Here is a 25,925-nt window from a genome sequence, read left to right on the forward strand (position 1 = left end):
CCCGCCACGCCGATGGTACTGCGAAAGTGGGAGAGTAGGTAACCGCCCCCTTCACAATCAGGCCGACTGCACATCGCAGCCGGCCTGATTCTTTTTATACCCTCCCCGAAAATTTTTCAAAAAATTTATCCCTCAAGGTTGAGTTTTGAAAATGTTATGTGTCTTATTAGTGTATGACAAGCAGAAATGACATAGAGAGGCTTTTCAAAGCTCATTATGCGAGGATGCACCGATTGGCTGTTGCGCTCCTGCACGACGAGGACCTTGCACGTGACATTGTACATGATATCTTTGCCGCCCTATTGGGTGGCGAAATGCGGGTTGCAGCCCTGTCCGATGCCGACATCAACGTTGCCGGAGGTTATCTTCTTAAGTCGGTAAGAAACCGTTGCCTTAACCACATCAGGGATTGTGAGATTCATCAGCGCATAGCCAATCGCTACTTTCTCGACAACGAGGAATACGATACCGAGGATTGGCCCGATGATGAAACCATTGCTCGCATATACGCTCTCATAAAGTCGGATATATCCTCACAGGCCCGCAAGGTTATGGAACTTCGGTTTTCCGAGGGAATGCCGTTTGCCCGAATCGCTGCTGCAATGGGCATAAGTGAAACAGCCGTCTATCGTCATCTAAGTCATGCATTAACTGTCATCCGTCAAAAACTCAATGAAAATGAACAGTAATTTAGACGATCCGAAGGGCACCGGTAAATATGCCCTTGTGCTTGACATTATCGAGCATCCCGAGAGATATACCGAGGAGAAACTTAATGAAATATTCTCCGATTCTGAGTCAAGGGAGATCTACAATCTCCTCTGCAAGACCGATTCCGCAATAGAGGCTCACAATGTTGTCGATGTCGATGCCGAGTGGGAGGACTTTTCTCGCAAGCACGCTGTAAATCCTCGTCGTTACCTTTTGTGGTTTGGAAGTCGCGCAGCCTCGATTGCGGCGTTGGTATGCACTTCCATTGTGGCGGTCGCTGCAGGAATTGCTGTCACTGTTGCTGTGATAGAGCGCAAGCCTCAATCAACAATTGTAAATGATGTCGATTACCCGGAATCACCGGTTGTGGCATCAGCCGATTCTTTAATAAATGCACCGGCCGATACGACAATATCGGCCTCAGGGCCTATAATGTTTGAAAATGAGCCTCTTGAAGCAATAATGGAAACGGTTGCCAAGGCCTACGGTGTTGAAGTGAAGTTCAACAGTGGAGAAACCGCATCCCTGCATCTTTATTATAGGCTCGACCCGGCATTGCCTCTCGATGAAGTAGTGTCGCAGCTTAATACATTTGAGCGAATAGATATAAAACAAGAAGGTGACACATTAATTATTGATTGAAAATGTTATCGATTTATCGTTTGTCGGTCAAGAGAGTCCTGCTGACCGCTTTCATAATAATGGTGACCTCTATTTCGGCCGGTGCTTATGAATATTCCTATACATTCAACAATGTACCTATATCGGATGCCATAGTGCGAATCAGCAAAGATCACCCCGAAATAAACATCTCGTTCATCTACAAGGAGCTTGACAACTACACTGTATCGGCAAAAATCAACACCGATGATGTCTATGACGCATTGCACCAAATAATCGGAATAAACCCCGTTTCGGTGATAAAGAGAGGTGACGATTACTATGTCGAAGCCTTTCAGCATGGTCACTACACCATACATGGCAGGGTTGTGGATGGCGATGAAGAGCCTATGGTAGCCGGTGTCATATATATTTTGTCGGGCGATGAAGTAAAACCATTGACCTATGGTATCACTGACAATGACGGAGCTTTCAAAATTCCGTGTGACAGCAATGATGTTACGTTGAAAATATCTTATCTCGGATATGATGATTTTTCAATGAAGGTTCCTCTATCGGGTAATTGTGGAGTTATATCACTCTCTGAAAGTCCGGTTAAGTTGCAGAATGTTGTTGTGGAAGGAGAGTTGCCTATGACGCGCATAGCCGGAAACGCAATGATTACAACCATAACCAACACGGTACTTGCAAGTGCCGGCACAGCCAATGATGTACTTGTCGGAATTCCTCTTGTCTTCGGCTCTGACGGTAATTATTCTGTTTTCGGACGAGGATCGGCGGTAATATACATCAACAACAGGATTGTCACTAATCCGAGTGCGCTTGACCAATTAAGCTCTTCCGAAATCAAGTCCATCGAAGTTATAAGTAATCCTGGAGCCAAGTATTCGGCTGAAACTAATGCCGTTATCCGCATTGTCACTCTTCCTCCTAAGGGTGAGGGATTCAGTATTGCGCTGTATAATAGGCTCAAAGTGGCCCATTTCGCTTTGAACACCGATAATGTGTCATTGAAGTATCGGCATGGAGGATTGGAGATTTTTGCCAATGGGTATTTCCATGGTGGAAAGAGGCGGTTTCATGATGTCCCAAGTATGACAACCTATGGTGAAAGTATTTTTGAGCAACTTATTAATGCATATACGATAAATACTATTCGGAATTTTTCAGGCAAAATAGGATTCAATTACCAGATTGGCGAGAACCATTCGTTTGGTGGATATTTTGAAACCGGCAGCATGAAAGCCAAGCCGAATGGCAGTATCGAATCGGTCGTGACCAATGACGGAAAACCCTACGAGAAGCTGTCTACTATACAGTCGGCTGTTGAAAGGACAATGCCTTCACATGAGGCCAATGTATATTATAGCGGCAAAATCGGGAATTCTTATGTTGACTTTAATGCCGATTATGTCGAGAATAATTCAAAAAAGGATTTTACACATTTTGAAACTGACGAAAACGACAGTGAGCGGACGGTGATCACTGACGCCGGCAATCGCAAAAGGTTGTTGGCCGAAAAACTCAATGTGTCTTATCCTCTATGGAATGGTCAAATCGAAGTGGGTGAGGAATACACTAATTCCAAAGTGAGTTATAATTCAGTTTACACGGGAGCCGATATTTCGGGAAGCGATACGAGAATCAATGAGGACAATATTTCGGCATTTGTCGAGTTGACACAGACTTTCGGAAAATTCCAGACCGGATTGGGCGTCCGTTTCGAGCATGTGCGTTACAAATATTATGAAGGCAACCGCCTTGACGAAGACCGTAGCCGTAAATATAACAACTGGTTTCCTTCGGTTTTCGCATCCACCAAAATAGGCCGAGTGGGATTGTCGCTTAACATAACAAGTCGAACAACTCGCCCCTCTTATTATCAGCTTGACGGTGCGCTGCAATATATAAACAGATATAGCTATCAAAGTGGCGACCCTTCACTGAAACCGGTCGACATATATTCCGTGCAACTGATGGCACAATGGAGTTGTTTCTTTGCTCAGGCAATATACTCTTATGAAAAGAATCCTATATTTTATACGGCTCACCGCTACAACGATGACCCGTTGGTGAAGCTTATCAAATTTGAAAACAGTAAGGCGCGTCATAAATATCAGTTTGCCATAGGTGCGCAACCCCATGTAGGTTGCTGGTCACCACAGCCCACAATTGGCGTATATTGCAGTCGTTACGCCACTCGTTTTCTTGACCGGGAAATGAAGCTTAATCGACCGATTCTGATTTTCAATTGGGATAACGCCATATCTCTTCCTCATGGATGGATAATCGATGCCGATTTTATGGTACAGACTTCGGGAAGCGCCGAAAATTGCTATCTTAAGGCGAGAAGCTACCTTAATTTCGGAGTGCGTAAATCATTCTTCGATGACATGTTTTCTATTCAATTTAATGCCAACGATATATTTGACACAAATAATGAGCGCATAGTGATGTACAATGGCGATATTAAGGTCACCACGGTAAATTATCAGGAATCCCGAAATGTAATGCTTACACTGCGATACAACATCAACACTTCCCGCTCCAAGTACAAGGGCACCGGTGCCGGGCAAGCCGAAAAGAACCGCATGTGACAAGCTTAAAAATGCGATTCGCGACATTATGGGGTGAAATCGGACATTTCGTGCTATTATCTTTGTGAGAAAAGATAATGTCATGGAAAACCGTCCCAACCGGCACGTGCCTGTGAGCCCGCACAGCCAAGCCGGGCTGCGCAGCCGCATAATGACGAGTGCCGCTCTAAAGCCATGCGCCCGCCTGTTAGGGAAATCGGTCGGGAAAACGAGTTGACCTACAGGGTGATCAATGAGTATCTATACTGACATCGCACTCTTCCGGTCGCGGGGTTTCAACGGCTCTTGTTCATGTCGTCCTTACGTTCCTGAGCAAGCTTGTCACGCTTCTTGAGAAAGAAGTGCAGCAACACTATGCACAGCAATGTAGCTCCTATTATGCTGAAATAATATACATAATTCCCCGCATAAAATTCATCACGTCCTATATAGCTCATTACTCCCAGATAGATGGTAAGCAGCAATGGGATGTAAGTCGATTTTTTCATGGATTGCAAATTGGTTTTATTATTGAGATTCTTGTGATTGTTTATATGGTGATTCTTCGGGTTTGAAGTTTCCTGATATAAGGTGATTGTATATCTTGAGGCATGTCCAGGCGTCGATTGAGGCATATATCTGCTGGGGAGCGGTGAGTGTCGATGCTTCCCAGTTGGATAGCCTTTGGCTCTTGGAAATGCGCTCGTTGAATATTATGCCATATATCTTCTGCAGGCTGCAATCCTGTATGTTATACTCCTTTACCATGCTTTGAAGGTCTATAAAACCTTTAGGAGAGAACTCCTGAATCTTGTGCAGAACCTGAAAATCGTCTTTTAACGACAGTCCCACTTTGGTTGTCGATTCGTCCTCGATCAATCGGCACAATTCAGGGATAAAACCGAATTTATTTATTCGGAAAAGATAGCAGCAATCTCCCGTAGATATTTGTATTAGAGCCACCTGATTGGTGCGTCCTTTGCGGAATGAAGGTTTGGTTTCAGTGTCAAAGCCTACTACGGGATACCTCTTTATTATCTCAAGGGCGCTCGTTGCCTGCTCTACCGTATTCACTACCACGATGTGCCCCGGGTAGGTAACGGTCGGTAGAGCTGCAAGCTGCTCTTTTGATATTGATAGTATTATAGTTTTGACATTCATCTGTATGTTAGATTTCTCGTTGATGTCCAATTAGTATATATGTGTCGCTTCAAAGATAATAAAATGTGTTTTAACAGAGTTTGCGGTATAAGTTAGTTTAACTTATATTAACGGATATTAAATCAAAACTACATGACCAGCACTTCGCTATTGGGAAAATGTTTAGCTACATATCGTTGTATGAATCCGAGCGTGTCCTCGGCAATTACCTTGTCCTTGTCGAAGTGGGTGTTGTAGATTACCGAATGTAGCTTGATGTTGCGCTTGCTGATCGCCTCGAGCGACAGTATGGTGTGATTTATCGAGCCGAGAATGCCGTTGGTCACAAGTATTATGGGCAGATTCCGGTCGGCCACGTAATCGATCGTGAAGTAGTCGTCGGTTATGGGCACCATCAGTCCGCCGGCACCCTCGATAAGCAATATGTCGTAGCGCGACGACAGTGTTTCACGGCTTTTGTCGACAAGCGACAGGTCAATCTCCCTGCCGTCGATTCGGGCCGCCAGCTGGGCCGACGCGGGATAGTTGAATATTATCGGAGCGGTAGTGTGGTCGATGTCCTCGGGCAGCATCTCTATGCCCATTATTTTGCGATGGGCTTCAATGTCCTCCGAGAACTCCTTGTTGCCTGTCTGGATAAACTTTTGAGTGGCTACCGAGAGCCCTTTGTCCATGTAGTTTTTTGCCAGCCATCCTGTGGCGTATGTCTTTCCGGCATCGGTGTCGATGCCCGATATGAAAATTGTCTTTCCCATTATTTTTTTCTTGCAATTATGTAGATTGGATGATAGGTCAACGGACATCCTTCGTCGTGTCGCGGATATTCGTGCATTATGCGTGCGAGGTTGTTGGACGGAGTGTACACTCCGTTAACTCCGGTGTCGCGCAGATGCACCAGTATGTCACGCGGCGAATTGAAGTACATTGTAATCCGCTCTTCAAGAGCTTCGCATATTTCAAATCCTTCAGGAATCATGTCACACAGCTCCTGCTTGCTGAAATATCGCAGTGATGAGCCGGTTATCGCCGACAGCTCCTTCATGTTGTCGTGGCCGAATGTCGAGAATGCCAGTATGCCGCCCCGTCGCATGATGCGTGATGCGTTGTTCAGGAACATGGGCAGAGAGTTGAACCATTGGAATGTTGAAGCCGACACGATTGTGTCGAAGCTGTCGGGGAGAGCGTCGTAGACAAGCTCCTCGGCGTCGCCTGTGACCGCTTTGCCGGTCGGAAGCGGGCGTATCGCATTGGTCAAGTCCCAGGTGGTTATGTCGGCATCGGTCAGCACCGGTGCATATTCTCTTGTCAACATTCCCGTTCCGGCACCTATTTCAAGTATGCTGCACGGCTGCGATGTCATGTTCTCGCGCCAAAGTTTCCACAAGGTAGCGGCTATGCGATTCTGGACAATCGCGTTTTCATCGTAGGTCGAGGCGCTGCTCTCAAATTTTTCACCTACAGCCTTCTTGTTGATTATTTCGCTCTCTAGTATCTTTTGCCATTGCGGGAGATGCCCGCCTGCGATTTTGCTTGTGCGTGGAGTGTGTTCCCACGCCTTCGCCATGTTTTCAGGAGGGAATATCCTGTCGTCGGCAGCGATGATTACGCGGTGCCATGAAGTGTCGAGCGGTGAGCCGTCGGCTGCGTAACGCTCGATTGCTGTCAACTCATCTTTGAGGCCGTCGATGTCACGTTCGGGATAGTTGCCCTTGAACTCGTTGAATTGGGAGATGTCGCTGCACATCCGGCGATAGAACTTTGCGAGTGATCGCTCGTTCAATCCGGCAAGTGTTCCGTGGAATATGGCCGAGGGTATGCCGAGTGTGTCGTGAACGGGATTCAGTGTGCCGTTTATCGCCACCTTCAGCGCTACTGGGAGTGAACTGTTACGTGCAAGGGTGCGTGCGGCCATGAATACGCCAAACGACCATGCGAATACGAATATCTCACGATAGGAGTTGATGATTTCGGCATCAAACGATTCGTCGCGGTAGTCCCACACAGCCATGATGTCATAGCCGTCGAGCCGTTCAACCGAATTGAGCACGGCATCGGTCATGCCCCATCCCAGGAAGATGAGTATGAGCCTGCGGTTTCCACTATGACGGGTTATGAATTCCTGCTTCATTTCATGATGCTTTTTATTGCATTTACAACTCTGTCGATGTCGCTGACATCCATCGATGCGCTAAGGCTGAATCTCAGTCGTTCGGTTCCGGCAGGGACGGTGGGGGTGCGTATCGGCAGCACTTTGTAGCCGAGTGCTCGAAGCTGCAATGACATGTCGACCGTAAGCGATGCATCGCCTACGATGAAGGGTATTATGTGGCTCTCCACAACCGGTTTCGCTGAGATGGCCGAAAGCTTCTCGGCAAAGTGCTTTCCGAGCATGGCCAGGCGGTCGCGCTCAGCATCCATCGTGACAAGCCGCTCGATTACAAAGGATGTCCATGCGCATGTCATGGGCGACAGCGCGGTTGAGAATATGAAACTGCGTGAGCGGTTGATGAGGAAATTCTTTATTGTGGAATTGACGGCCGCGAAGGCTCCCGACGAAGCTGCCGCTTTGCCGAATGTGCCGACTATGATGTCGACATCGTTGTAGTTGGCGTTGTCGCGCGACAATCCCAATCCACGGTGTCCGGCGGCGCCGAATGCATGGGCCTCGTCGATGTATAAAATCACGTTGTTGAAGCGTCGCTTAATGTCGGTCATCCGGTCTATGTCGGCCGCATCGCCGTCCATGCTGAAGATTGACTCGGTTATTACGAGTATGCGCTCGTGGGAGTCGGCTATGCGTTGCAGTATCCGCTCCAGATGGTCGTAATCGTTGTGACGGAACCTTGTGAACGGTGCGCGTGACAGCACTATGCCGTCGATTATGCTTGCATGAACCAGCTTATCGGCCACGATGTAGGTTCCCGAATCGGCAAGGGCCGATATGATTCCGGTGTTGGCGTGGTAGCCGCTGTTAAACAGCAACGTGCTGCGACCGTATAGGTCAGAGAGCAACCGCTCAAGCGCTTCATGCTCGTGCTGGCGTGAAGCTAACAGGCGTGACGCCGACGAGGTCATGGGTATTGCGCGGTTGTCGACATTGTCAAAAAACTGCCTTTGCAGCTCCCGGTCGTTGCCCAGCCCCATGTAGTCGTTGGTCGAGAAGTCGATGCCCCGGAAATCTCCGTCGGCGGGAATCTCACGGTAGTTGCCTGTGGATTGAAGTTGGTTTAGAATGTCGCTGTAATGTGTCATGCAATGATAAATTCGGCTACAAAATTACTTAAAATAACTCACACCGCAAATTATAAAAGCAACGGCAGCCGGTGGTGATTCCGACTGCCGTTAAGCGGATTGTTATTGAGTTGACTTACTTACTTCACTTCCCACTCAAAGAGTCCCGATGAGTATTCGGCGGGCTGGGTGACTTCGAGCTTGACAGCCGATGTCTTCACGGGGTCGAAGTTGACGGTGTTGGCCGCTCCCTTTACAGTGCCGTAATTGTCGGCTCCTGTTACGGGCTGCCATTGACCCTGTGAGTCACGGTAGTATATTTTCCACGACTTGGGAACACGGCAACCGCCCCAAGGTGCGTCGTCAAACCAATACACGGTCGAGCTCTGTACGGTTGAGGGCTGCGGCAGCTCGTAGCTTATCCACTCGGTAGTGCCTTGCTTGGGCCACCAGTGGTAGTAGGGCATAGAGCGGTCGTTTTCGTCTTTCGGAACAAGACGGTCGTTGATTGCCGAGATTGACGATGCCATGTGCGATGCGTTGATTTTGCTTTCCGAGGCAAGGGTTGCGGGCATTGTGGGACGAGAAGCCGAAAGCTCCTGAGGCAACCACACGGCCATTGCGCCCGATCCGCGGTGAGCCCATGAGTAGTAGGGGATGAGGGTGAGCTTGACATCGGTAGTGGTGAGTCGGCCCTTGTCGTCATATCCCAGTGTCTGGGCGTCGGTTACAAGTTCATTGATGCCGTAGAGAAGTTCGGGTTTCTCTACAACTTCAAACTTGGGATTGCGGTTCATGAACACGCTCAGTACATCGAAGTCGTTGTCGGGCCACTCGGCGCAGTACACGATGGGGCCGCGCTCAACAGCCACGCGTCCGCGGTCGGATTCAACCTTATTGTTGGCTTTCACTGTGCGCGGTTCCATGTCGAAGTGAACGTCAACCTGGTCGCCCTTCTTCCATTGACGGTCGATGCAGAAATAGCCGTCCTTTAGTTCGCTGGTGAGCGGAGTTCCGTTAAGAGTAACGGTGTAGCCGAGGCGTTTTCCGTCGGAATAGGTGTAGAGGTCGCTCGGAACCACCTGATTGCGAACCCATCCGGGGATGCGGATCTTCATTGTAAACTTGCCGGCATTGTTCTTGTCGACCTTTATGTTAACATCGCCGTTCCAGGGATAGCGGGTCGACTGGCTGAGAACGAGTTTCTTGCCTACGACATCGAGGTCGGCGGTGTTGGACATGAAGAGGTTCACGTAAACATCACGGTCCTTAACGGCATAGATGTAGCCGGGAAGCGACGGGATGAAGCGGCAGATGTTGGAGGGACAGCAGGCACAGCCAAACCAGGGCTGACGCTGGTGCTGACCTATCGACTCAAGAGGATTTGGGTAGAAGAAGCCTCCTCCGTCGAGCGACACGCCCGAAATGAGACCGTTATAGAGTGTGCGCTCAAGCACATCGTAGTACTTTGAATCGCCGTGAAGCAGGAACAGGCGGTAGTTGACATATACATTGCCGATTGCTGCGCAAGTTTCGCAGTAGGCCGACATGTTGGGGAGCTCATAGTTTTTGCCGAATGCCTCGCCGTTGCTGGTGGCACCGATACCGCCGGTGATGTAGTACTTCTTGCCTACGATATTGTCCCAGATCTTGTCGATTGCGTTGATGTAGGCCGAGTCGCCGGTAAGCGCAGCCACATCGGCCATTCCGGCATACATGTAGGCGGCACGAACTGCGTGACCTACAGCCTCATCCTGCTCCACAACAGGCTTGTGGGCCTGGCTGTATTCGTCGGTGCGGGTGGTATAGCCTCGCTTGTCGAGGAAGAACTTTGCCTGGTCGAGATATTTCTTGTCGCCGGTCACGAGATAGAGCTTGGCAAGCGCCATTTCGGCAATCTGGTGTCCGGGTACGCGTACAACCTGTCCGGGATTGTCGCCGATTTCGCGGCACACACAGTCGGCATACTTGATTGCGATGTCGAGGAAGTTGCGCTTTCCGGTAGCCTGGTAGTGGGCGATTGCTCCTTCAACCATGTGGCCGAGGTTGTAGAACTCGTGCGACAGATCCTCCACCATCTCCCAGCGCTTTGAGCCGGCCCATTCGTGGGGATGTTTGGGGTTCATCGTGCGGCTTGTGTAGAGGTAGCCGTCGGGCTCCTGGGCTGCGGCCACGATCACGAGCACGCTGTCGATATAGTGTTCAAGCTTCTTGTCGGGATAGGTCTGCAGCAGGTAGCTTGCGCCCTCGATTGTCTTGTAGACATCGGTGTCGTCAAATGCAAGGCCGCCAACCTTTATTGTGTCGCTGGGGTGGGCTGCGTTGATGAAGTTCTGATAGCGACCCGTTTCCTCACACTTGCTGAATGCGAGGGGAATAGTCACCTCACGGCTTGCTTTAAGGCGTTGGCCCCAGAAATTGTCGGTCACTTTCACCGAAGTGAATGGCACGGGGTCGATGGGGTATCCGTGCGATTGCTGTTTTGGCGACTTGGCCGAGGCACTTGCCACGACTGTTGTCAACAGCATTGTTGCTAATAACTTTTTCATGATGATAATGATTATTTATTATATGGTATATATTCGTCCCAGAGTTTCAGTGAATGCAGATAACCTGTAAAGGGCCAATCGCGCTCGGCATTGCGTCCGAGGGTTATGTATTGCGACGGTTTGACAATTAACTGTATGTCCTTTTCGCTGACTAGATTGTCGTTGATGTAGACGCGCTCCATTCGGCCGTCGAAGCACACGTAGACATGCTGCCACTTGCCTTCGAGGTTCTTGACATCCTTCCAGCCCGCGTCCTCATACCATCCGTAGTGCTGCATCACTCCGCATCGTGGCTCGGTGCCGTTCACGGCCATTATCTTTTCAAGCTCGTCGTGTGAGGTGGTGAAGTCGGCGATGCACTCGTTTTCGGCGATTTCGGGATTCAGAATCCACATTTCCAGAGTGTAAGGAGCGTTGTCGCGCAGGGTGGCCGGCAGCGCGAATGATGACATGTAGACTTGCGAGCCGTCAAACTTGAACGCCTTCTTTCCTTCGATTTCGGTGATTACGGCCGGCTGTGACATGGCTTCAAAGTAGCCTTCGACACCGTTGTTGTCGAAATAGGGGATTGTGTCGCCCGTAGCGAAGTTGTCGGCGTTGATGTCGACAACGATTCCGTTAAGCAAGTTGTCGGCCACGGGCATGCGGCGAATGTCGGTCGTGAGGTCAAATTCGGTTTCCACCGGCTCCTGCTTCCAGTTATAGAAGCGCAGATTGGTTATAGTGAGTTGACGGTCACCGCTGCTTATGGTTATTCGTCCGTCGGTGAGCGCGTTGCCGAGGTCGGCTGCGGTCCACTTGCTGTTGATGTGCTCCATTGCGCTGAGCGTGTGGGGCTTGGCGGGCGACAACAGGGGATTGGCATATTCAAGCACCGTACCGGGCTGAAGCACAAGCGCATCGCGGCCGTCGACACGGCATGAGCGCGCCTCACCCGACTTCAGCGTGAAGTAGCCTCCGAGCTGACCCTCGTTGTTGTTCCAGCGGCGGCCGTCCCAGTCGGCGGCTGTAAGTCCCAGCCATTGCTGCGGACACGACTCCTCGATGTCGCCGAATATCTTGATGTTCCATATCGCACCGCCGAATCCGTTCTTCTGGCCGCCGGTGAATGTCACTCTCACGTAGCGGGCCTCGGTGTTGCCGAAGTCGACCATGGGGCTTCCGGCGAGGCGGTTGTCACGCTTGTCGGCGAAGATGTCCCACGACTTGCCGTCGAGCGATGTTTCGATGAGGTATTGGTAGAACTGGGTGCCGTACTCCCATTGAGTCCATATCGTGCGAATGTCCTCTTTTTTACCGAGGTCGATTTCAAGCCACTCCTGACCCATGCCCTTGGGGCGCCACAGGGTGCCGTTGTTGTCGTCGACGGCATATTCGGCCTTGAAGTCACTGTCGTAGGATGACGATGCCTTCACGCTCTTGCCGAATGCGAGGTTGGGCGATGTCACGCTGCTCTTGGCGAGAGCGCCAATGCCCTTGTGGGTGGGCGTAATGGGCTTTATCGAGCCGTCGGCGGCAAATTCAAGCTTGTCGATGCACAGCTGACGGTGGAAACCGCGGTTGGAGTGCGGATTGTCGTGACGGTGATAGACGATGTAGTAGTTGTCGCTCTCCTGCAGCACGCTGTGATGTCCCGGGCCGTGTACGGTGCCGTCGGCATTGCTCTCAAGCAGGCAGCCGCGGTAGGTGTAGGGGCCGAGAGGCTTGTCGGAGGTGGCGTATTGCACGCGGTAGGTGTGGTCGTGACATGAGCCCGACGAGTACATGAAGTAGTAGGTGCCGTTGCGCTTCAGCACAAAGGGAGCCTCAAAGAAGTCGGTCACCTCGGTGTTGGGGATGAGGCGGGTTTCGGTAAATCCCTTCATGTCGGGGGTGAGCTTGCCTGCGCCGCATCCGAAACCGTCATATATTCCCCATGTGCCCCAATACATGTATATCGAGCCGTCGTCATCGACAAATGTCTGTCCGTCAAGGGTGATGGCGTTGGTGACGAATCGGTCGGGGACAAGCACCGCCTCGCTCTCGCCGAGGATGTTGTGCCACGGGCCGCGCGGGGTTTCGCCTGAGCCTACATGTATCTGGCACGGCTGGCAGTAGACATAGTAGTACTTGCCGTCGTTCTTGTTGAGCATAACATCGGGAGCCCATATCCAGTGGCTGTCGGGCCAGTTCATGGGCATCAGGGTCCAGTTTACGAAATCCTTGCTCGACCATAGCTGGGCAGGTCCGAAACCGGCACCGCTGCCGTCGGTAGTGGCGTACATATAATATGTGTCGCCGAATTTCTTCACCGTGGGGTCGGCAAAGTATCCCGGAATTACGGGATTCATAGCCCCGGGGGCGTTGTAGGGCACATCGGCCGATGCACTGCCGAGGCTTACTGCGGCGGTGATGAGCCATGCTGTCAGTCTTCTCATACTGTGTTGCTGGTTATTTGTGAATTTGGTTTTTTATAGGAATTTCGATTTCGTAGAAATATTCGCTCAGGAGCTTGTAGATGTCGGGGTCGTAGGCTTTCAGCTTGGCACGGCGGTTGACATGGTTGTGAATTCCGTTGGCCGGTTCGGCATATCGGTTGCAGTTGAAGAATGACTGCACGGCCTCGGCGAAGTACTCCTCCTTGTTGGAGAGCGCATAGGTGTCTTCCCACAATCCCTTTTCCTTGGCGTTGAGCCACAGGGCTTCGAGCCGGTCGTTGAAATCGGGCTCAATCTCGGCGATTCCGAGCATGTGGATGAGGTGGGCAAACTCATGAATCAGAATGTTTTCGCCCTCATACTTGTCGCCGGGCAGTGCGAGCAGATTCTCCTCGCCGCAGCTTGACGACAGTTCATCCTCGGGGGCACCGCCGAAGCCTCGTGCGCGCCAGTTCCAGAATGCTATAGAGTCGGGATCGTTGGTGCAGATGTGCTGAAACTCAGGTATGTCGCAGGTCTGCTCGTCTTTGCCTATCACCATCAGGTGAGCTCCGCGCTGTACCATGTGACGCTTCACATCGGGACGCTTCAGTAGCATGTAGCCGATGATGTCACACGCCAGTCCGAGAGCCTCGTCGCTCACTTTGTCGGACGACACGACATAGAAGCCGTCGCTTTCGATGTACTTCTTGTAGAAATCGGGAATCGCCGCACGCTTCTCGGCGGGAATAGCGGTGACTGTGCCATGGCCGGCGGGCATCGGGTCAAGACGGATTGCAAATCCTCCTCCCGAAGCCAAATGCACCGATGTCTTTGTGTCGCGGGTTACGGTGGCGGTGGTCTTGGCGTAGTCCTGCGCCTGCTTGTCGGCGTTGATTCCGTCGACCATCATTGTGGCCTTGAACGTGGCGCCTTCGGGCAGGAAGGAGTAGTCGACGGTTATGTCACGCGGCTCCCAGTCGGTTATGCCGCCCACAAACCAGCTGCCGCCGTTGCGGCGGGCAGTCACGATGTACTTGCCCATCTCGCCGGATATCACTTTGGTTTCGTCGAATGTCACGGGCAATCCGGCAATGAATTCCACGCAATCCTCTTCGCCCCGATAGTTGGTGGGAGCGTCACACAACATGGTGAACGGGGAGTCGTGCACGATGTAGGCGGCGAGCTGATGGCAGCGCGTGCCCATGCTCATGGGGCTGTAATAGACTGCTTTCCAGTCGGCTTTCGATGCGTTGCGCATAGCTCCGGGGGTGTAGTCGACCTGACCGGCCATCATGCGTATATAGGGGAATGTCACGTCGTAGCGCGGCATGTCGTTGGCAATGTCGGTCCACTTCACCTCCTCCATGCCGAAGACGCTCTCGAAGTTGAGCACGTTGGGGTAGGTGCGGTTGATTCCCGCAGGCTTGTAGATGCCGTGATAGTCGAGCGTGAGGTTGTGGCGGGCCGCAGCGTCGGCGAGGCGGTAGGTCATCTCGACGGCTGTCTGGTCGTCACGGTCGAGGAAGTCGACCTTGAATCCGGCGATGCCCATGTCGCTGTACTTCTTGCAGGCTTCCTCAAGCTGTCGGTCGAGAACGTTGAACACTGTCCACAGCACGATGTCGACACCGCGTTTGCGGCCGTATTCGATAAGCTCGGGCAGATTGATTTCGGGCACCACGGTGAGCATGTCGCCGCTCTTCGGGTCATACCATCCTTCATCGAGCACGATGAATTCCAGGCCGTTCTGCGAAGCGAAGTCTATGTAATATTTATAGGTGTCGGTGTTGATACCCGCCTTGAAGGGCACACCTTTCAGTCCCCAGTCGTTCCACCAGTCCCAGGCCACCTTGCCGGTCTTGATCCACGAAGTGTCGGGCACACGCGAAGGTGACGCGAGGGCGTAGACGAGGTTGTTGACGGGCATCTGGGTGTCGCTTGTGGTGACGGCCATGATGCGCCACGGATAGGTGCGCGCGCCGTCGGCGAGTGCTATGTAGGGGGCGGTTTCGGTCACATACTCCTGCACGCGCCAGGGGTAGAAGTCGGTCTTGACGGGGTAGGGGGCAAACTTTGCGTCGAGGCGGCCGTTGACGGTGTCGGCCTTCAGCCACATTCCGGGGTAGGCCTCAAGGTCCGACTCGAGAAGCGTGAGTTTAAGCCCGTTGCCGTAGTCGACCGTCGCGGGAAGGAATATGAGCTTGTCCTTGGCGTGGCTCAGCGGCGTTACATCGTAGATGTTCTGAAATGCCATCGCCATGGGCTTCTCGTCGTTGGTAGTGTAGGGGAGATAGACCGTGGGGTCGCCGGGGATGTCGAGCTGCGCTGTTTCGCCGGCAATGGTGAGGCGCTTGCCTTTGTCGCGCGTCACGTAGCGATAGGCGACACCGTCGTTGAATACACGCAGCTCCAGTCCTGTGCCGTTGTCGAGCCGCAGCGACAGCTCGTTGTAGGTAATGTCGAAATGTTTCTGACGGTAAAACTCGGCGTCGACGGCCTCGGTGACATTGCGTCGCGAGCGCGCGCTTTTTATCGATGAGGCATCCTTGCGACCCTCGATGTCGAGCGAGATGCGTGACGGCTTGATGAGCTCCACGCCGTTGCGTGAAACTCCCAATGTGATTGCTTTGCCTGTGTCGTCGACGGTAGCTTCAAGCATTCCGTCGGGTGATGTCACGGTATAGGATTTGGCCCAAACAGCGATTGAGGTAAACGCAGCCAATAGCACCGTTAATGTTTTTCTGCAAATTTTCATGCTGGCATTGATGGTAAATAATTACTAAAGAGTCCACATCCGGGAGTGTAACATGTGTTACATTCGGCGTGTGGAAAATTGAAAAAATGTTTACATTGCAAATTAAGCAAATTGCCGTGAATTAGACTGACAAAAATGTCCAAACCTATGGAAAAATCGTCCAAAACAGCTGTTTAAGCCCCGATAGCGTACGATTTTTGCATCAAATTGGACGAATTTTTCATTTGCCTAAAATCTCTTTCGCTACATTTGCCGTCGAATATAGTAATCAAATTTTAACCAAAAAAAGAGAAATGAATCTAGTACCCCATTTCATCACTACATGTGCTGTGGCTTTAACGGTCACGGCTTGCACAAAGGGCACCTACCAAGCTCCCGACGCTCCGGTCAAGGAGGTTGCCTTCACGCAAGTGCACATTGATGATAAGTTCTGGGCTCCACGTATCGAAACCAACCGCCTCGTGTCGATTCCCTCGGCATTCAAGGAGTGTGAGAAGAACGGACGGTTTGACAACTTCGCGATTGCCGGCGGTCTTATGAAAGGTGAGCACCGCGGCGATTTCTCGTTTGACGATACCGACCCCTACAAAATCATCGAAGGTGCATCGTACTCGCTCGCGGTTCAGTATGACCCGCAGCTCGACGCTTATCTCGACAGCGTCATCACTCTCATCGCGGCTGCCCAGGAACCCGACGGTTATCTCACCACGTGCGTTACCAATAAATGCACGCGCCTTTCAGGATGGTGGGGAACTCATCGCTGGGAGAAGATCAACAGCCATGAACTCTACAACAGCGGACACCTCTATGAGGCTGCCGTAGCCCACTATCTCGCAACCGGAAAGCGCAGCCTGCTCGATGTGGCCATCAAGAACGCCGATCTCGTGTGTGAGGTGTTCGGTCCCGCCGAAAACCAGAAGCACGTGCCTTCAGGTCACCCCATCGCCGAGATGGCTCTCGCCAAATTATATAAGGTGACGGGCGACGAAAAGTATCTCAACACCGCAAAGTACTTCGTTGAGGAAACCGGTCGCGGCACCGACGGACACCGCCTGAGCGAATACTCGCAGGACCACAAGCCCATCCTCACCCAGGATGAAATCGTGGGTCACGCAGTGCGCGCGGGCTACCTCTATTCGGGAGTGGCCGATGTTGCGGCTCTCACCAACGACAGCGCCTACTTCAACGCTCTCACCCGTATATGGGACAACATGGCCTCGCGCAAACTATATATAACGGGAGGCATCGGTAGCCGAGCACAGGGCGAAGGCTTCGGTCCCGACTATGAGCTGCACAACCACACCGCCTACTGCGAAACCTGCGCCGCCATAGCCAATGTCTACTGGAACTACCGCATGTTCCTCGCCACCGGCGATGCAAAATATGCCGATGTATATGAACGCGCCCTCTACAACGGCGTGATTTCGGGTGTTTCACTGTCGGGCGACAAGTTCTTCTATGACAATCCTCTCGAATCGATGGGACAGCACGAGCGTCAGCGCTGGTTTGGCTGCGCATGCTGCCCGGGCAACGTTACCCGCTTCATGGCCAGCGTGCCCAACTACATGTATGCCACTCAGGGCGACGATGTGCTCGTGAACCTCTTCATCCAGTCGAGCGCCGAAATAGCCACCGACAACAATAACGTGACAATAGCCCAGACAACCGACTATCCCTGGGACGGCAAGGTGACATTCACCATCACCCCCGACAACGAGGGTGAATGGGCTCTGCGCCTCCGCATTCCCGGATGGGCCGGCGAGTCACCCGTTCCCACCGACCTTTACACCTTTACTTCGGCTCCCAAGCAGCCCTACACGCTGAAGGTCAACGGCACAAGCGCACGCGTGCTTGACGGCGACGGTTACGCCACAGTGCGCCGCACATGGAAGGCCGGCGATGTAGTCGAGCTTGAACTTCCTATGGATGTGCGCCAGGTACGCGCCCATGAGAATGTGGCCGACGACCGCGGCAAGCTCGCCATACAGCGCGGCCCCGTGATGTTCTGCCTCGAAGGCCGCGACCAGGCCGACAGCACTGTCTTTGACAAATTCATCCCCGAAGGCACCGCCTTCACCGCCGCCTACGAGCCCGAATTGCTCAACGGCGTGATGACTCTCTCGGCCAATGCCAAGCAGATTCTCCCCGACGGCACAGTCAAGGATGTGGAAGTCAAGGCGATACCCTACAGCACATGGAACAACCGCGGAGCCGACCAGATGGCAGTGTGGATTCCCGAGGCTGCCGAATATGCCCGCGCAACTCCCGCTCCCACAGTGGCAAGCCGCGCACGCATGTTCTCCGAGCCCACCTCGCTGACCTCCGACGCACCCGCCGCCACTTCCAACCTGCAGTGGGCATGGGGCTACAACGACCAGTGGGAACCCACATCGAGCGCCGACACCTCGAAGCCCTACCACTACTGGTGGCTGCGCAACGGCACCAACGAGAACCTGTGCTATGCATTTGACGAGCCCGTCGAGGTGCGTGACGTCGATGTCTATTGGCTCGACTTCGACCACTACGACGGCAACTACCGAGTGCCCGAAAGCTGGCAGCTCTACTACAAGGACTCCTCCAACTGCTGGCGCGAAGTCAAGGCGACATCGGCCTACGGCACCGAGAAGGACCGCTACAACCACGTGACCATCGAGCCCGTCACGACTACCGCGCTGAAACTTGCCGCAAAGCTGCAGGACGGACAGAGCGGAGGCGTAATCGAGTGGAAGGTCAACGATGGACCCCAATCATGATTATAAATAATCTAATCTTATAAATTTTTTAACCTTACAAGCAACTAAATGAAACCGCATGTAAATCTAAACCATTTCAGTAAAGACTTACTGAAAGTTGCGGCGTGCTTAGCCATCGGGACCGCGATAAGCGCTCCCGTGGCCTACGCCGAACCATTGCAAGCGACACAGTCAGTTCAGAACGGAACCGTATCGGGTGTAGTAACCGATTCACAGGGTGAACCGATTATCGGCGCCAGTGTAATCGTTAAGGGTACATCGGAAGGTGTCGCCACCGATCTTGACGGACGATTCACCGTAAAGGCATCGGCCGGACAGGAAATCTCCATCTCGTCAATCGGCTACAAGCCCGTCACCGTCACCGTGGGCAACTCACCGCTCAACATCGTGCTTGAGGAGGACTCACAGATGCTCGACGACGTAGTCGTGATCGGTTACGGTACACAGCGCAAAGGCGATGTGACATCGGCCGTGTCATCAATTAAGTCTGAAGACTTCACCGTAGGTGCAATCGGTGATGCTTCGGAACTTGTGAAAGGTAAAGTTGCCGGTCTTACTATTTCAAAAGGTACGGGTGACCCCAATGCCGAGTCAACCATAAGATTGCGTGGTGTGATTTCTTTACAAGGAGGTTCGACACCGCTCGTGCTCATCGACGGTGTAGAGGGAGGCCTCGGAACTGTTCCTCCTGAAAACATAGCTTCAATCGATGTGCTCAAGGATGCATCGGCCGCCGCTATCTACGGTACCCGTGGTGCCAACGGTGTGATACTTATCACGACAAAGTCGGGTTCAAGAGGCGAGGCTAACACCACGGCCACTTACTCGGGCTATGTGTCATGGGCAAGCCTTGCCAAGAAGCACAAATTCATGACTGCCGAGCAGATTCGTCAGGGTCTTACCAACTTCTCGGACCGCGGTTATGAAACGGATTGGCTTGACGCAGTGTCACGCACAGCATTCACTCACAACCATGACTTCCAGATAAGCGGAGGAAATTCCACCACCACTTATTCAGGTAATGTGTCCTATCGTAATGCCGAGGGTGTCATCATAACCACTTTCAATGAGGAGTTGAAGATGAACTTCGACATATCGCACTGGTTCTTCAACGACATGATCAAGGTACACTTGAATCTCGTGAAGGGTATCCACAAGAATGGCGCTCTTAATGCAGCCACCGAGGTATATCGTCATGCAATCATGCGTAACCCCACCGAGCCTATATATGATACCGACGGACGCCCGTATGAAAATTTGGGTATCACCTACTACTACAATCCCGTTGGACTCATTGAGGAACTTGAAGGAGAATATAAGAGCGAATGGAGCCGCCTGACAGGCGACATCACCATCGAGCCTATCAAGGGATGGCAGACCAAATTGATGATGTCGACCGACCGCTCAAATGCTCACAATGCCTATTTCCGTACATCGGACTACTATAGCCACCGTACCGATGGAAAGACGGGCGATGCAGGCCATTCATACTCTTATAGCCAAAGCAATAACCTTGAGGTGACCTCCAATTATCGTCAGACATTCGACAACAAGCATCGCTTTGACGCTCTTGTAGGTTATAGCTATCAGAAGAACATGTATGAGGGTTTCAATGCATGGAACGCCGACTTCAACAATGATTTCTTCTCTTATAACAATCTCGGCCTTGGTCAGGAACTTAAGGAAGGTAAGGCTCGTATGGGAAGCTATAAAAACGATGACAAGCTGATAGGTTTCTTCGGTCGTGTAAGCTATGGCTACGACAACCGCTACAACCTGCTTCTCTCGATGCGCCGCGAGGGTTCCTCCAAATTCGGTAAGAATCACAAGTGGGGTAATTTCCCCTCGGCATCGGCCGGATGGAATGTAATGAATGAAGAGTTCTGGAAGGGTCTTTCAATAAGCAACTGGTGGAATGAACTTAAGCTCCGTGCAGGTTACGGTGTTACAGGTGTTATCCCGTCATCGTCCTATCAGGCTCTTACCCGCTATGACTTCGGTGGCGGCCGCTACTTCTACAACAATGGCAAGTGGGTTCCCGGTATGGTTGTAGCATCGAATCCTAACCCCGACCTGAAGTGGGAAACCTCTCATGAAATCAATGTGGGTATCGACTGGGATATGTTTAACGGCCGTTTCGGCGGTAGCGTCGATGTCTATAACAAGACTACCAAGGATATGCTTTGGTGGTATGATGTACCCGTTCCTCCGAACTTGTATCCGCAGACACTTGCCAATGTAGGTAAGATGCGTAACACGGGTGTCGAGCTGCTTTTACGCGGCATACCCGTTCAGGTGCGTGACTTTGAGTGGACTACCACTTTGACATTGTCACATAACAGCAATAAGCTTATATCACTTTCCAACGGAATGTATGAAACAGCCAACCAGCATCCCTCAGGAGGACTTGGCGAGCCTATCAACCAGTCGACTCACCGCCTTGAGGTGGGAAAACCTGTTGACCACTACTTCGGTATCAAATCGGTTGGCGTCAGCGAAAACGGATTGTGGATGGTTGAGGATCCCAGAACAGGCGAAGCTGTTGAGCTCAACGATGATATGCTTCCCGATGACAACATGAAGCAGGATCTCGGCAACGGTCTTCCCAAGGTATATCTGGGATGGAGCAATACTTTCCGCTATAAGAACTTTGACCTTTCGATGCAGTTCACCGGTCAGTTCGGCTTTAAGATTCTCAATGAGGCACGCGCCTACTATGAGAACAACTCAATTAACTACAACCGCCTCCAGTCGGTTCTTGAGGCTCCTTATGGCGACCGCACACTTGCCGGCAACCAGAAGCAGACATTTGTAAGCTATTATCTTGAGAATGGTGACTTCCTTAAGCTGACCAATCTTACATTCGGCTATACAGTGCCTTTGAAGAAAAACAAGTTTGTCAACAACATACGTGCTTACTTCTCGGCCGAGAATCTCTTCACCATCACCAAGTACAAGGGTCTTGATCCCGAGCTTTCCAACGGGGATGCAACATCGGCCGGTATCGAGCGCCGTGATAATTACCCCACAGTACGTTCATTCACTCTGGGACTTAACATCAACTTCTAAATCTTTTGACTTAAATGAAAACAACGTTTAAAACCATAATAGCGTCAGCTGTCGGTGCCTCAATGCTCGGAATCAGCGCATGTACCGACCTTGATGAAACCACCTACGACGTGATAGCGGCTGAGGATTATGAATTTACCGATGCCGACCGTGCCGCCATGTTCTATCCTGTTTACAATTCACTACGTGACTTTATATGGGGATGGTTCGGATTTACCGACCTTGCCGACATGGCATCCGACCTCTGGTGTGTGCCTTATCGCATAGGTATCGGTTGGGGCGACCTTTATGTGCCCACTCACAAGCATACGTTTCACAGCCAGATAGGCTTCTTCTCCACAGCCTGGAGCCGCGCCTATGCAGGTGTCAACTCATGTAACAAGCTTCTGAATGATGAAAGTATAGCTTCATCGGAATCGGCGGTTGCCGAATTGCGCGGATACCGTGCACTTTACTACTATTTTCTCTTTGACCTTTTCCGCAACATTCCTCTTGACAAGGGTGAGCTTCACGATGCAGGCTGGCTTCCGGAGCAGGCTACACCTCAGGAAACGTTCGATTATATCGTGTCGGAGCTAAAGGCCATTGAAGGTGCATTTGGCGACCAGAAGGAGCTTGGACGAATGAACAATGCTACCATCAACATGCTTCTTGCCAAGATGTATCTCAATCACAATGCATGGCTTGGCGGCGATGACGAGTCCTACTATAAGCTTTGTATCGATGAGCTCAATAAGATAATTGCAATGGGCTATCAGCTTTCGCCCAACTACAAGGACAACTTCCGTGAGAGTATTGCTGCTTCGCCCGAAGTGATTTTCGGAATACCCTACGAGGAAAAGTATGCGGGAGGTAATTACTATGCCAACCTGTGGATGTGCAATGCCGGTCGCGCAACATGGGGATTCAACGGCTGGGCAACTTCAGGCGGTGGCGCTCACCCGCAGTTTATCGAAACCTACGACGCTGATGACCAACGCTATGTCGACTGCTGGATTTCGGGTCCGCAGTATGACAAGGACGGTCTTCCCATCTATATTGATGGAATTCAGCTGAATTATACTCATGAACTTCGCTCAATCGACAACCCCGGCTGTTACGAGCAGGAGGGAGAGCGTCTTGTGAAATATGAGATTCTCGGAGGCGACAAGGGTACAAGCTATGACGATCAGGTGATATTCCGCTATGCCGATGTGCTGTTGATGAAAGCCGAGTGTCTTCTCCGCATTTCGGGTGCTTATAACGGTGAGGGAGAGGCCCTTGCTGCCGAACTGGTAACACAGGTGCGTCAGCGCAATTTCAAAACGGCTCCCGGCAAGGCACTTCGCACTGTAGCTCAGCTCCGTGGCGGAAGCTGCTACGATTACGGACATCGTGAGAACCGTGCCGAGATCGACCAGCCCGACAACTGGATTATCACTCATGAGGGTGGCGACGACATCATCCTCGGCGGCTTGCTCGATGAGCTTGCATGGGAGTTTGTGGCTGAGGGACATCGTCGTCAGGACCTTGTGCGTTTCATGATGACCAACGGCTGTAATGTGTGGAACGGCAAGTCATGGTTCTGTAAGGATGGCATGAGCGATCCCAACGACCGTCATTACGATGTGTTCCCCATACCCAAGGATGCTATGGACGGTAACCCCAAATTGGTTCAGAACCCCGGCTATGCAAGCTAATGTACTTACCTTAAACCATTAAAAGGAAAAACAAGATGAAAAAAACATATCTATATTCATTCATTGCGGCATTGGCTTTTGCGGGCGTAGGCTGTAACAGTGACGACCCGGCCGATGCCTCAGAAAAGAAAGTTTATGCTGAGGGTGAAGCACCCTATCTGCGCACAAACAACGAGGCAACCGTAACTGCATCACGGGTATTCTCGGTGGTTGATATCGACGCACCCCAATATGTGTATCTTAAGGACTATGCGACACAGTTCCATAAGTTCCTCAATATGACCGTTGATGAAACCGTTGCCGCTCTCGAACGTGGCGAAGTGGTGTTCTACAATATCAACACCGGCCGTCAGTGCTGGGATATAACACCTCCCAACAATGGCGAATCGGGATGGTACTACACCTCTAACGGTCGAGTAGCTTCATCCGATCAGAATCCGGTGTTCACGGCATCGCTCAACAAAACCGAGAAGGCTATAGAGATTCATGCCGTCAACGACCCCGCAGCCGGAACGTTGACAACGCTCGACATGGGCTTTGCAATCAAGAATGGCCGGGACTTTGACGACTATGTGCGTTTCTCCATAAGCCTGGTGGTAACCGATCCTTCGATTGTTGAATGTTCGGGTAGCGTGCCTGCCGGCGCCTGGGCTTCATGGTCGCTTGACTTCTCAAAGTATGATGCTGAGTTGCAAGCCGCTCTCGGACTTTCGGCTAAGGAGTTCATAAAGCTCTATGGCCAGTGCGAGCCTGAATATCAGTGGACCAACTTTGAAGACGACCCGATTCAGGTGTTCCTTGTAAAGAATGGCGAGCGCGTGACAGGCGAAGGCGGTCTGCGTCCCAAGTCGACAACCAACTGGATGGGCTGGTGGCTTGACAAGGATCAAAACATTGTAGGTTACGGCGATACAAGCTATATATTCCTTGAAGGAGCCGAAGGCGTTTACAACTTCGGTCGACATCCCAATGTTCCGTCGGGAGAGAGTGCTACGATAATCGTTGACTTCGCGCTGACTGCCGATCTTGACAAGCACATCAAATTCATGGTTAACTTGTCATTTGAATAAACAAAATCATGTAATCGTCCCGGGAGGCTTGTCCTCCCGGATGCGGTTCCGATAAAAAAGCAATAATAATGAAAGATATAGCTAAATATTCAAGATGGTTCGTTGCCGCGTGTCTGCTGGCCTCAGCTCCGATGTTTACGGCATGTGACGACGATGATGAAATAGTGGTCGAAGTGCCTCCCTTTAATCTTGACGCTACCGCAGTGAGTGTAGTGTGGAATGAGAGCGAGGCCGTGGTAAATTTCTCGGCAAGTGAAAACTGGAGCGCGACTACCGATGCTTCATGGGTGAAACTTACTCCTGAAAAGGGTGAGTTTGGCAAACATCGCCTCTTCATGACCTTTGAACACAACGATTATTTGTCGCCGCGTCAGGCTACAGTGACAGTTAAGTGCGGCGAAGGTGTGCAGAATATCCTTGTGACCCAAGGCGGCTGCACCGATGCTGCAAGTGTGTTGAGCGTATCGGCTTCGGTTGAAACAGGAACTACCGATTTTTCGGCCGGCGCATTGTCGCTCGCTTCTTACCGAAAGGATATTGAAGGCAACATGGGCATGACCTATGATGAATTCATTCAGGGCATAAGTAATGACGGCGACATCGATTTCTACATAATCAATGACGGAGAATGGAATCTTGCGAGCAGCGCGGGAACACGTTGCAGCGCATGGCTCAACACCGATATGGAAAATGTAGGCTGGAAGGACGGTACATATCCCGATAATGCCATATATGTGGAAACATGGGCCGAGGATGAAGAAGTTAATATAGGCCGAGGTGTTGACATACCTGATAATGCTGAGTTTGATGTTGAGTTTGCATACGCCAACTCCGACAAGTCGCGTTACATCATCTTCAAAGTCAACATTCTCTGTCCTACCTACGAGCCGGTTGTGGATGTAGAGTGTGACGGCAACAAGGCAATCGTGAACATGGAAATCGTTGATGCCGCTTATGCTCCCACTCTCATTACATTTGACGCTCTTGCCGATGCATTGCAGGCAGGCATAAGCCTTGATGTAGAGGGATTTGTTTCGGCAGTGACTTCTGACCGCGACACCGCTCCCGTAGTCATGTACATGATCGATCAGGCTACCGGCAACTGGGATATGGACAGCAACTATACCGCTAACGGCATCGGTTACTGGCTCGACGATAAGTATCTGCCCACAGGCTGGACAGGCAGCTATCCCAGCAATACGTTCTATATCGAAACATCGGAGGACGGCATCTATATCGGCCGCAGCAATGATGTTCCTTCAGGTACTTACACATTGAAGTTCGTCTATGCTTTGCGAACCAATGTGACTAAGTACGTTGAAATTGAAGCTAATATCGATTGCTTCTAATA

16 protein-coding genes are annotated in these 25,925 nt (G+C 51.5%); 8 read left to right on the forward strand and 8 right to left on the reverse strand.

From position 1 onward, the window contains the following. Nucleotides 1-173: 173 nt before the first annotated feature. From E5354_RS08330 to E5354_RS08340, 3 genes are read left to right on the forward strand one after another with little or no spacing between them, the layout of a single operon-like run. Nucleotides 174-689 carry an RNA polymerase sigma factor gene (locus E5354_RS08330; protein WP_123396199.1) on the forward strand — a complete coding sequence of 172 codons (516 nt, stop codon included), beginning with the start codon at nt 174-176 and terminating at the stop codon, nt 687-689. Beyond that, nucleotides 679-1,353, forward strand: a complete 675-nt coding sequence (locus E5354_RS08335) for a DUF4974 domain-containing protein (RefSeq protein ID WP_168353860.1) — start codon at nt 679-681, stop codon at nt 1,351-1,353. The genes E5354_RS08330 and E5354_RS08335 overlap by 11 nt, the downstream gene beginning before the upstream one ends. Nucleotides 1,354-1,355: 2 nt before the next feature. Then, complete coding sequence (locus tag E5354_RS08340; RefSeq protein WP_135947190.1) at nt 1,356-3,929, forward strand: TonB-dependent receptor domain-containing protein; 2,574 nt, start codon at nt 1,356-1,358, stop codon at nt 3,927-3,929. Nucleotides 3,930-4,204: 275 nt separating this feature from the next. Here the strand turns inward: E5354_RS08340 and E5354_RS08345 are convergent, their stop codons facing one another. From E5354_RS08345 to E5354_RS08380, 8 genes are all read right to left on the reverse strand, one after another. Next, complete coding sequence (locus E5354_RS08345) at nt 4,205-4,417, reverse strand: hypothetical protein (protein ID WP_123396202.1); 213 nt, start codon at nt 4,415-4,417, stop codon at nt 4,205-4,207. A 19-nt stretch (nt 4,418-4,436) separates the two neighbouring features. Beyond that, the gene (locus tag E5354_RS08350) at nt 4,437-5,069 is read right to left on the reverse strand and encodes a 3'-5' exonuclease (protein ID WP_123396510.1); all 633 of its coding nucleotides are present in this window, start codon (nt 5,067-5,069) and stop codon (nt 4,437-4,439) included. Nucleotides 5,070-5,197: 128 nt separating this feature from the next. Then, nucleotides 5,198-5,824: a dethiobiotin synthase gene (bioD, locus tag E5354_RS08355; RefSeq protein WP_123396203.1), complete on the reverse strand. Its 627-nt coding sequence runs from the start codon at nt 5,822-5,824 to the stop codon at nt 5,198-5,200. Further along, entirely contained in the window at nt 5,824-7,197 is a 1,374-nt protein-coding gene (locus E5354_RS08360) for a pimeloyl-ACP methyl esterase BioG family protein (protein WP_123396204.1), read from the reverse strand. Before E5354_RS08360 ends, bioD begins: the two co-directional genes overlap by 1 nt. Then, on the reverse strand, nt 7,194-8,321 hold the full coding sequence (locus E5354_RS08365; protein ID WP_135947191.1) for an aminotransferase class I/II-fold pyridoxal phosphate-dependent enzyme: 1,128 nt from the start codon (nt 8,319-8,321) through the stop codon (nt 7,194-7,196). The genes E5354_RS08360 and E5354_RS08365 overlap by 4 nt, the downstream gene beginning before the upstream one ends. A 119-nt stretch (nt 8,322-8,440) precedes the next feature. Next, a complete protein-coding gene (locus E5354_RS08370; RefSeq protein WP_135947192.1) occupies nt 8,441-10,849 on the reverse strand; it encodes a glycoside hydrolase family 127 protein in 2,409 nt (802 codons plus the stop codon). 11 nt (nt 10,850-10,860) lie between these two features. Beyond that, a complete protein-coding gene (locus E5354_RS08375; protein ID WP_135947193.1) occupies nt 10,861-13,266 on the reverse strand; it encodes a family 43 glycosylhydrolase in 2,406 nt (801 codons plus the stop codon). A 13-nt stretch (nt 13,267-13,279) separates the two neighbouring features. After that, on the reverse strand, nt 13,280-16,003 hold the full coding sequence (locus E5354_RS08380; RefSeq protein ID WP_135947194.1) for a glycoside hydrolase family 97 protein: 2,724 nt from the start codon (nt 16,001-16,003) through the stop codon (nt 13,280-13,282). A 293-nt stretch (nt 16,004-16,296) separates the two neighbouring features. Here E5354_RS08380 and E5354_RS08385 point away from each other — a divergent pair, with 293 nt between their 5' ends. The 5 genes from E5354_RS08385 to E5354_RS08405 all read left to right on the forward strand — a co-directional run bounded on the left by E5354_RS08385 (nt 16,297) and on the right by E5354_RS08405 (nt 25,923). Then, nucleotides 16,297-18,756, forward strand: coding sequence for a glycoside hydrolase family 127 protein (locus E5354_RS08385; RefSeq protein WP_135947195.1), 2,460 nt, complete (start codon nt 16,297-16,299; stop codon nt 18,754-18,756). 48 nt (nt 18,757-18,804) lie between these two features. Next, nucleotides 18,805-21,825: a SusC/RagA family TonB-linked outer membrane protein gene (locus E5354_RS08390; protein WP_135947196.1), complete on the forward strand. Its 3,021-nt coding sequence runs from the start codon at nt 18,805-18,807 to the stop codon at nt 21,823-21,825. A 14-nt stretch (nt 21,826-21,839) separates the two neighbouring features. Beyond that, on the forward strand, nt 21,840-23,504 hold the full coding sequence (locus E5354_RS08395; protein ID WP_135947197.1) for a RagB/SusD family nutrient uptake outer membrane protein: 1,665 nt from the start codon (nt 21,840-21,842) through the stop codon (nt 23,502-23,504). A gap of 35 nt (nt 23,505-23,539) precedes the next feature. Then, nucleotides 23,540-24,574: a DUF4859 domain-containing protein gene (locus E5354_RS08400; RefSeq protein ID WP_135947198.1), complete on the forward strand. Its 1,035-nt coding sequence runs from the start codon at nt 23,540-23,542 to the stop codon at nt 24,572-24,574. 68 nt (nt 24,575-24,642) lie between these two features. Then, the gene (locus E5354_RS08405; protein ID WP_135947199.1) at nt 24,643-25,923 is read left to right on the forward strand and encodes a DUF4859 domain-containing protein; all 1,281 of its coding nucleotides are present in this window, start codon (nt 24,643-24,645) and stop codon (nt 25,921-25,923) included. Nucleotides 25,924-25,925 lie beyond the last annotated feature (2 nt).

The organism is Muribaculum sp. NM65_B17, assembly GCF_004793735.1.
Taxonomy (GTDB): domain Bacteria; phylum Bacteroidota; class Bacteroidia; order Bacteroidales; family Muribaculaceae; genus Muribaculum; species Muribaculum gordoncarteri.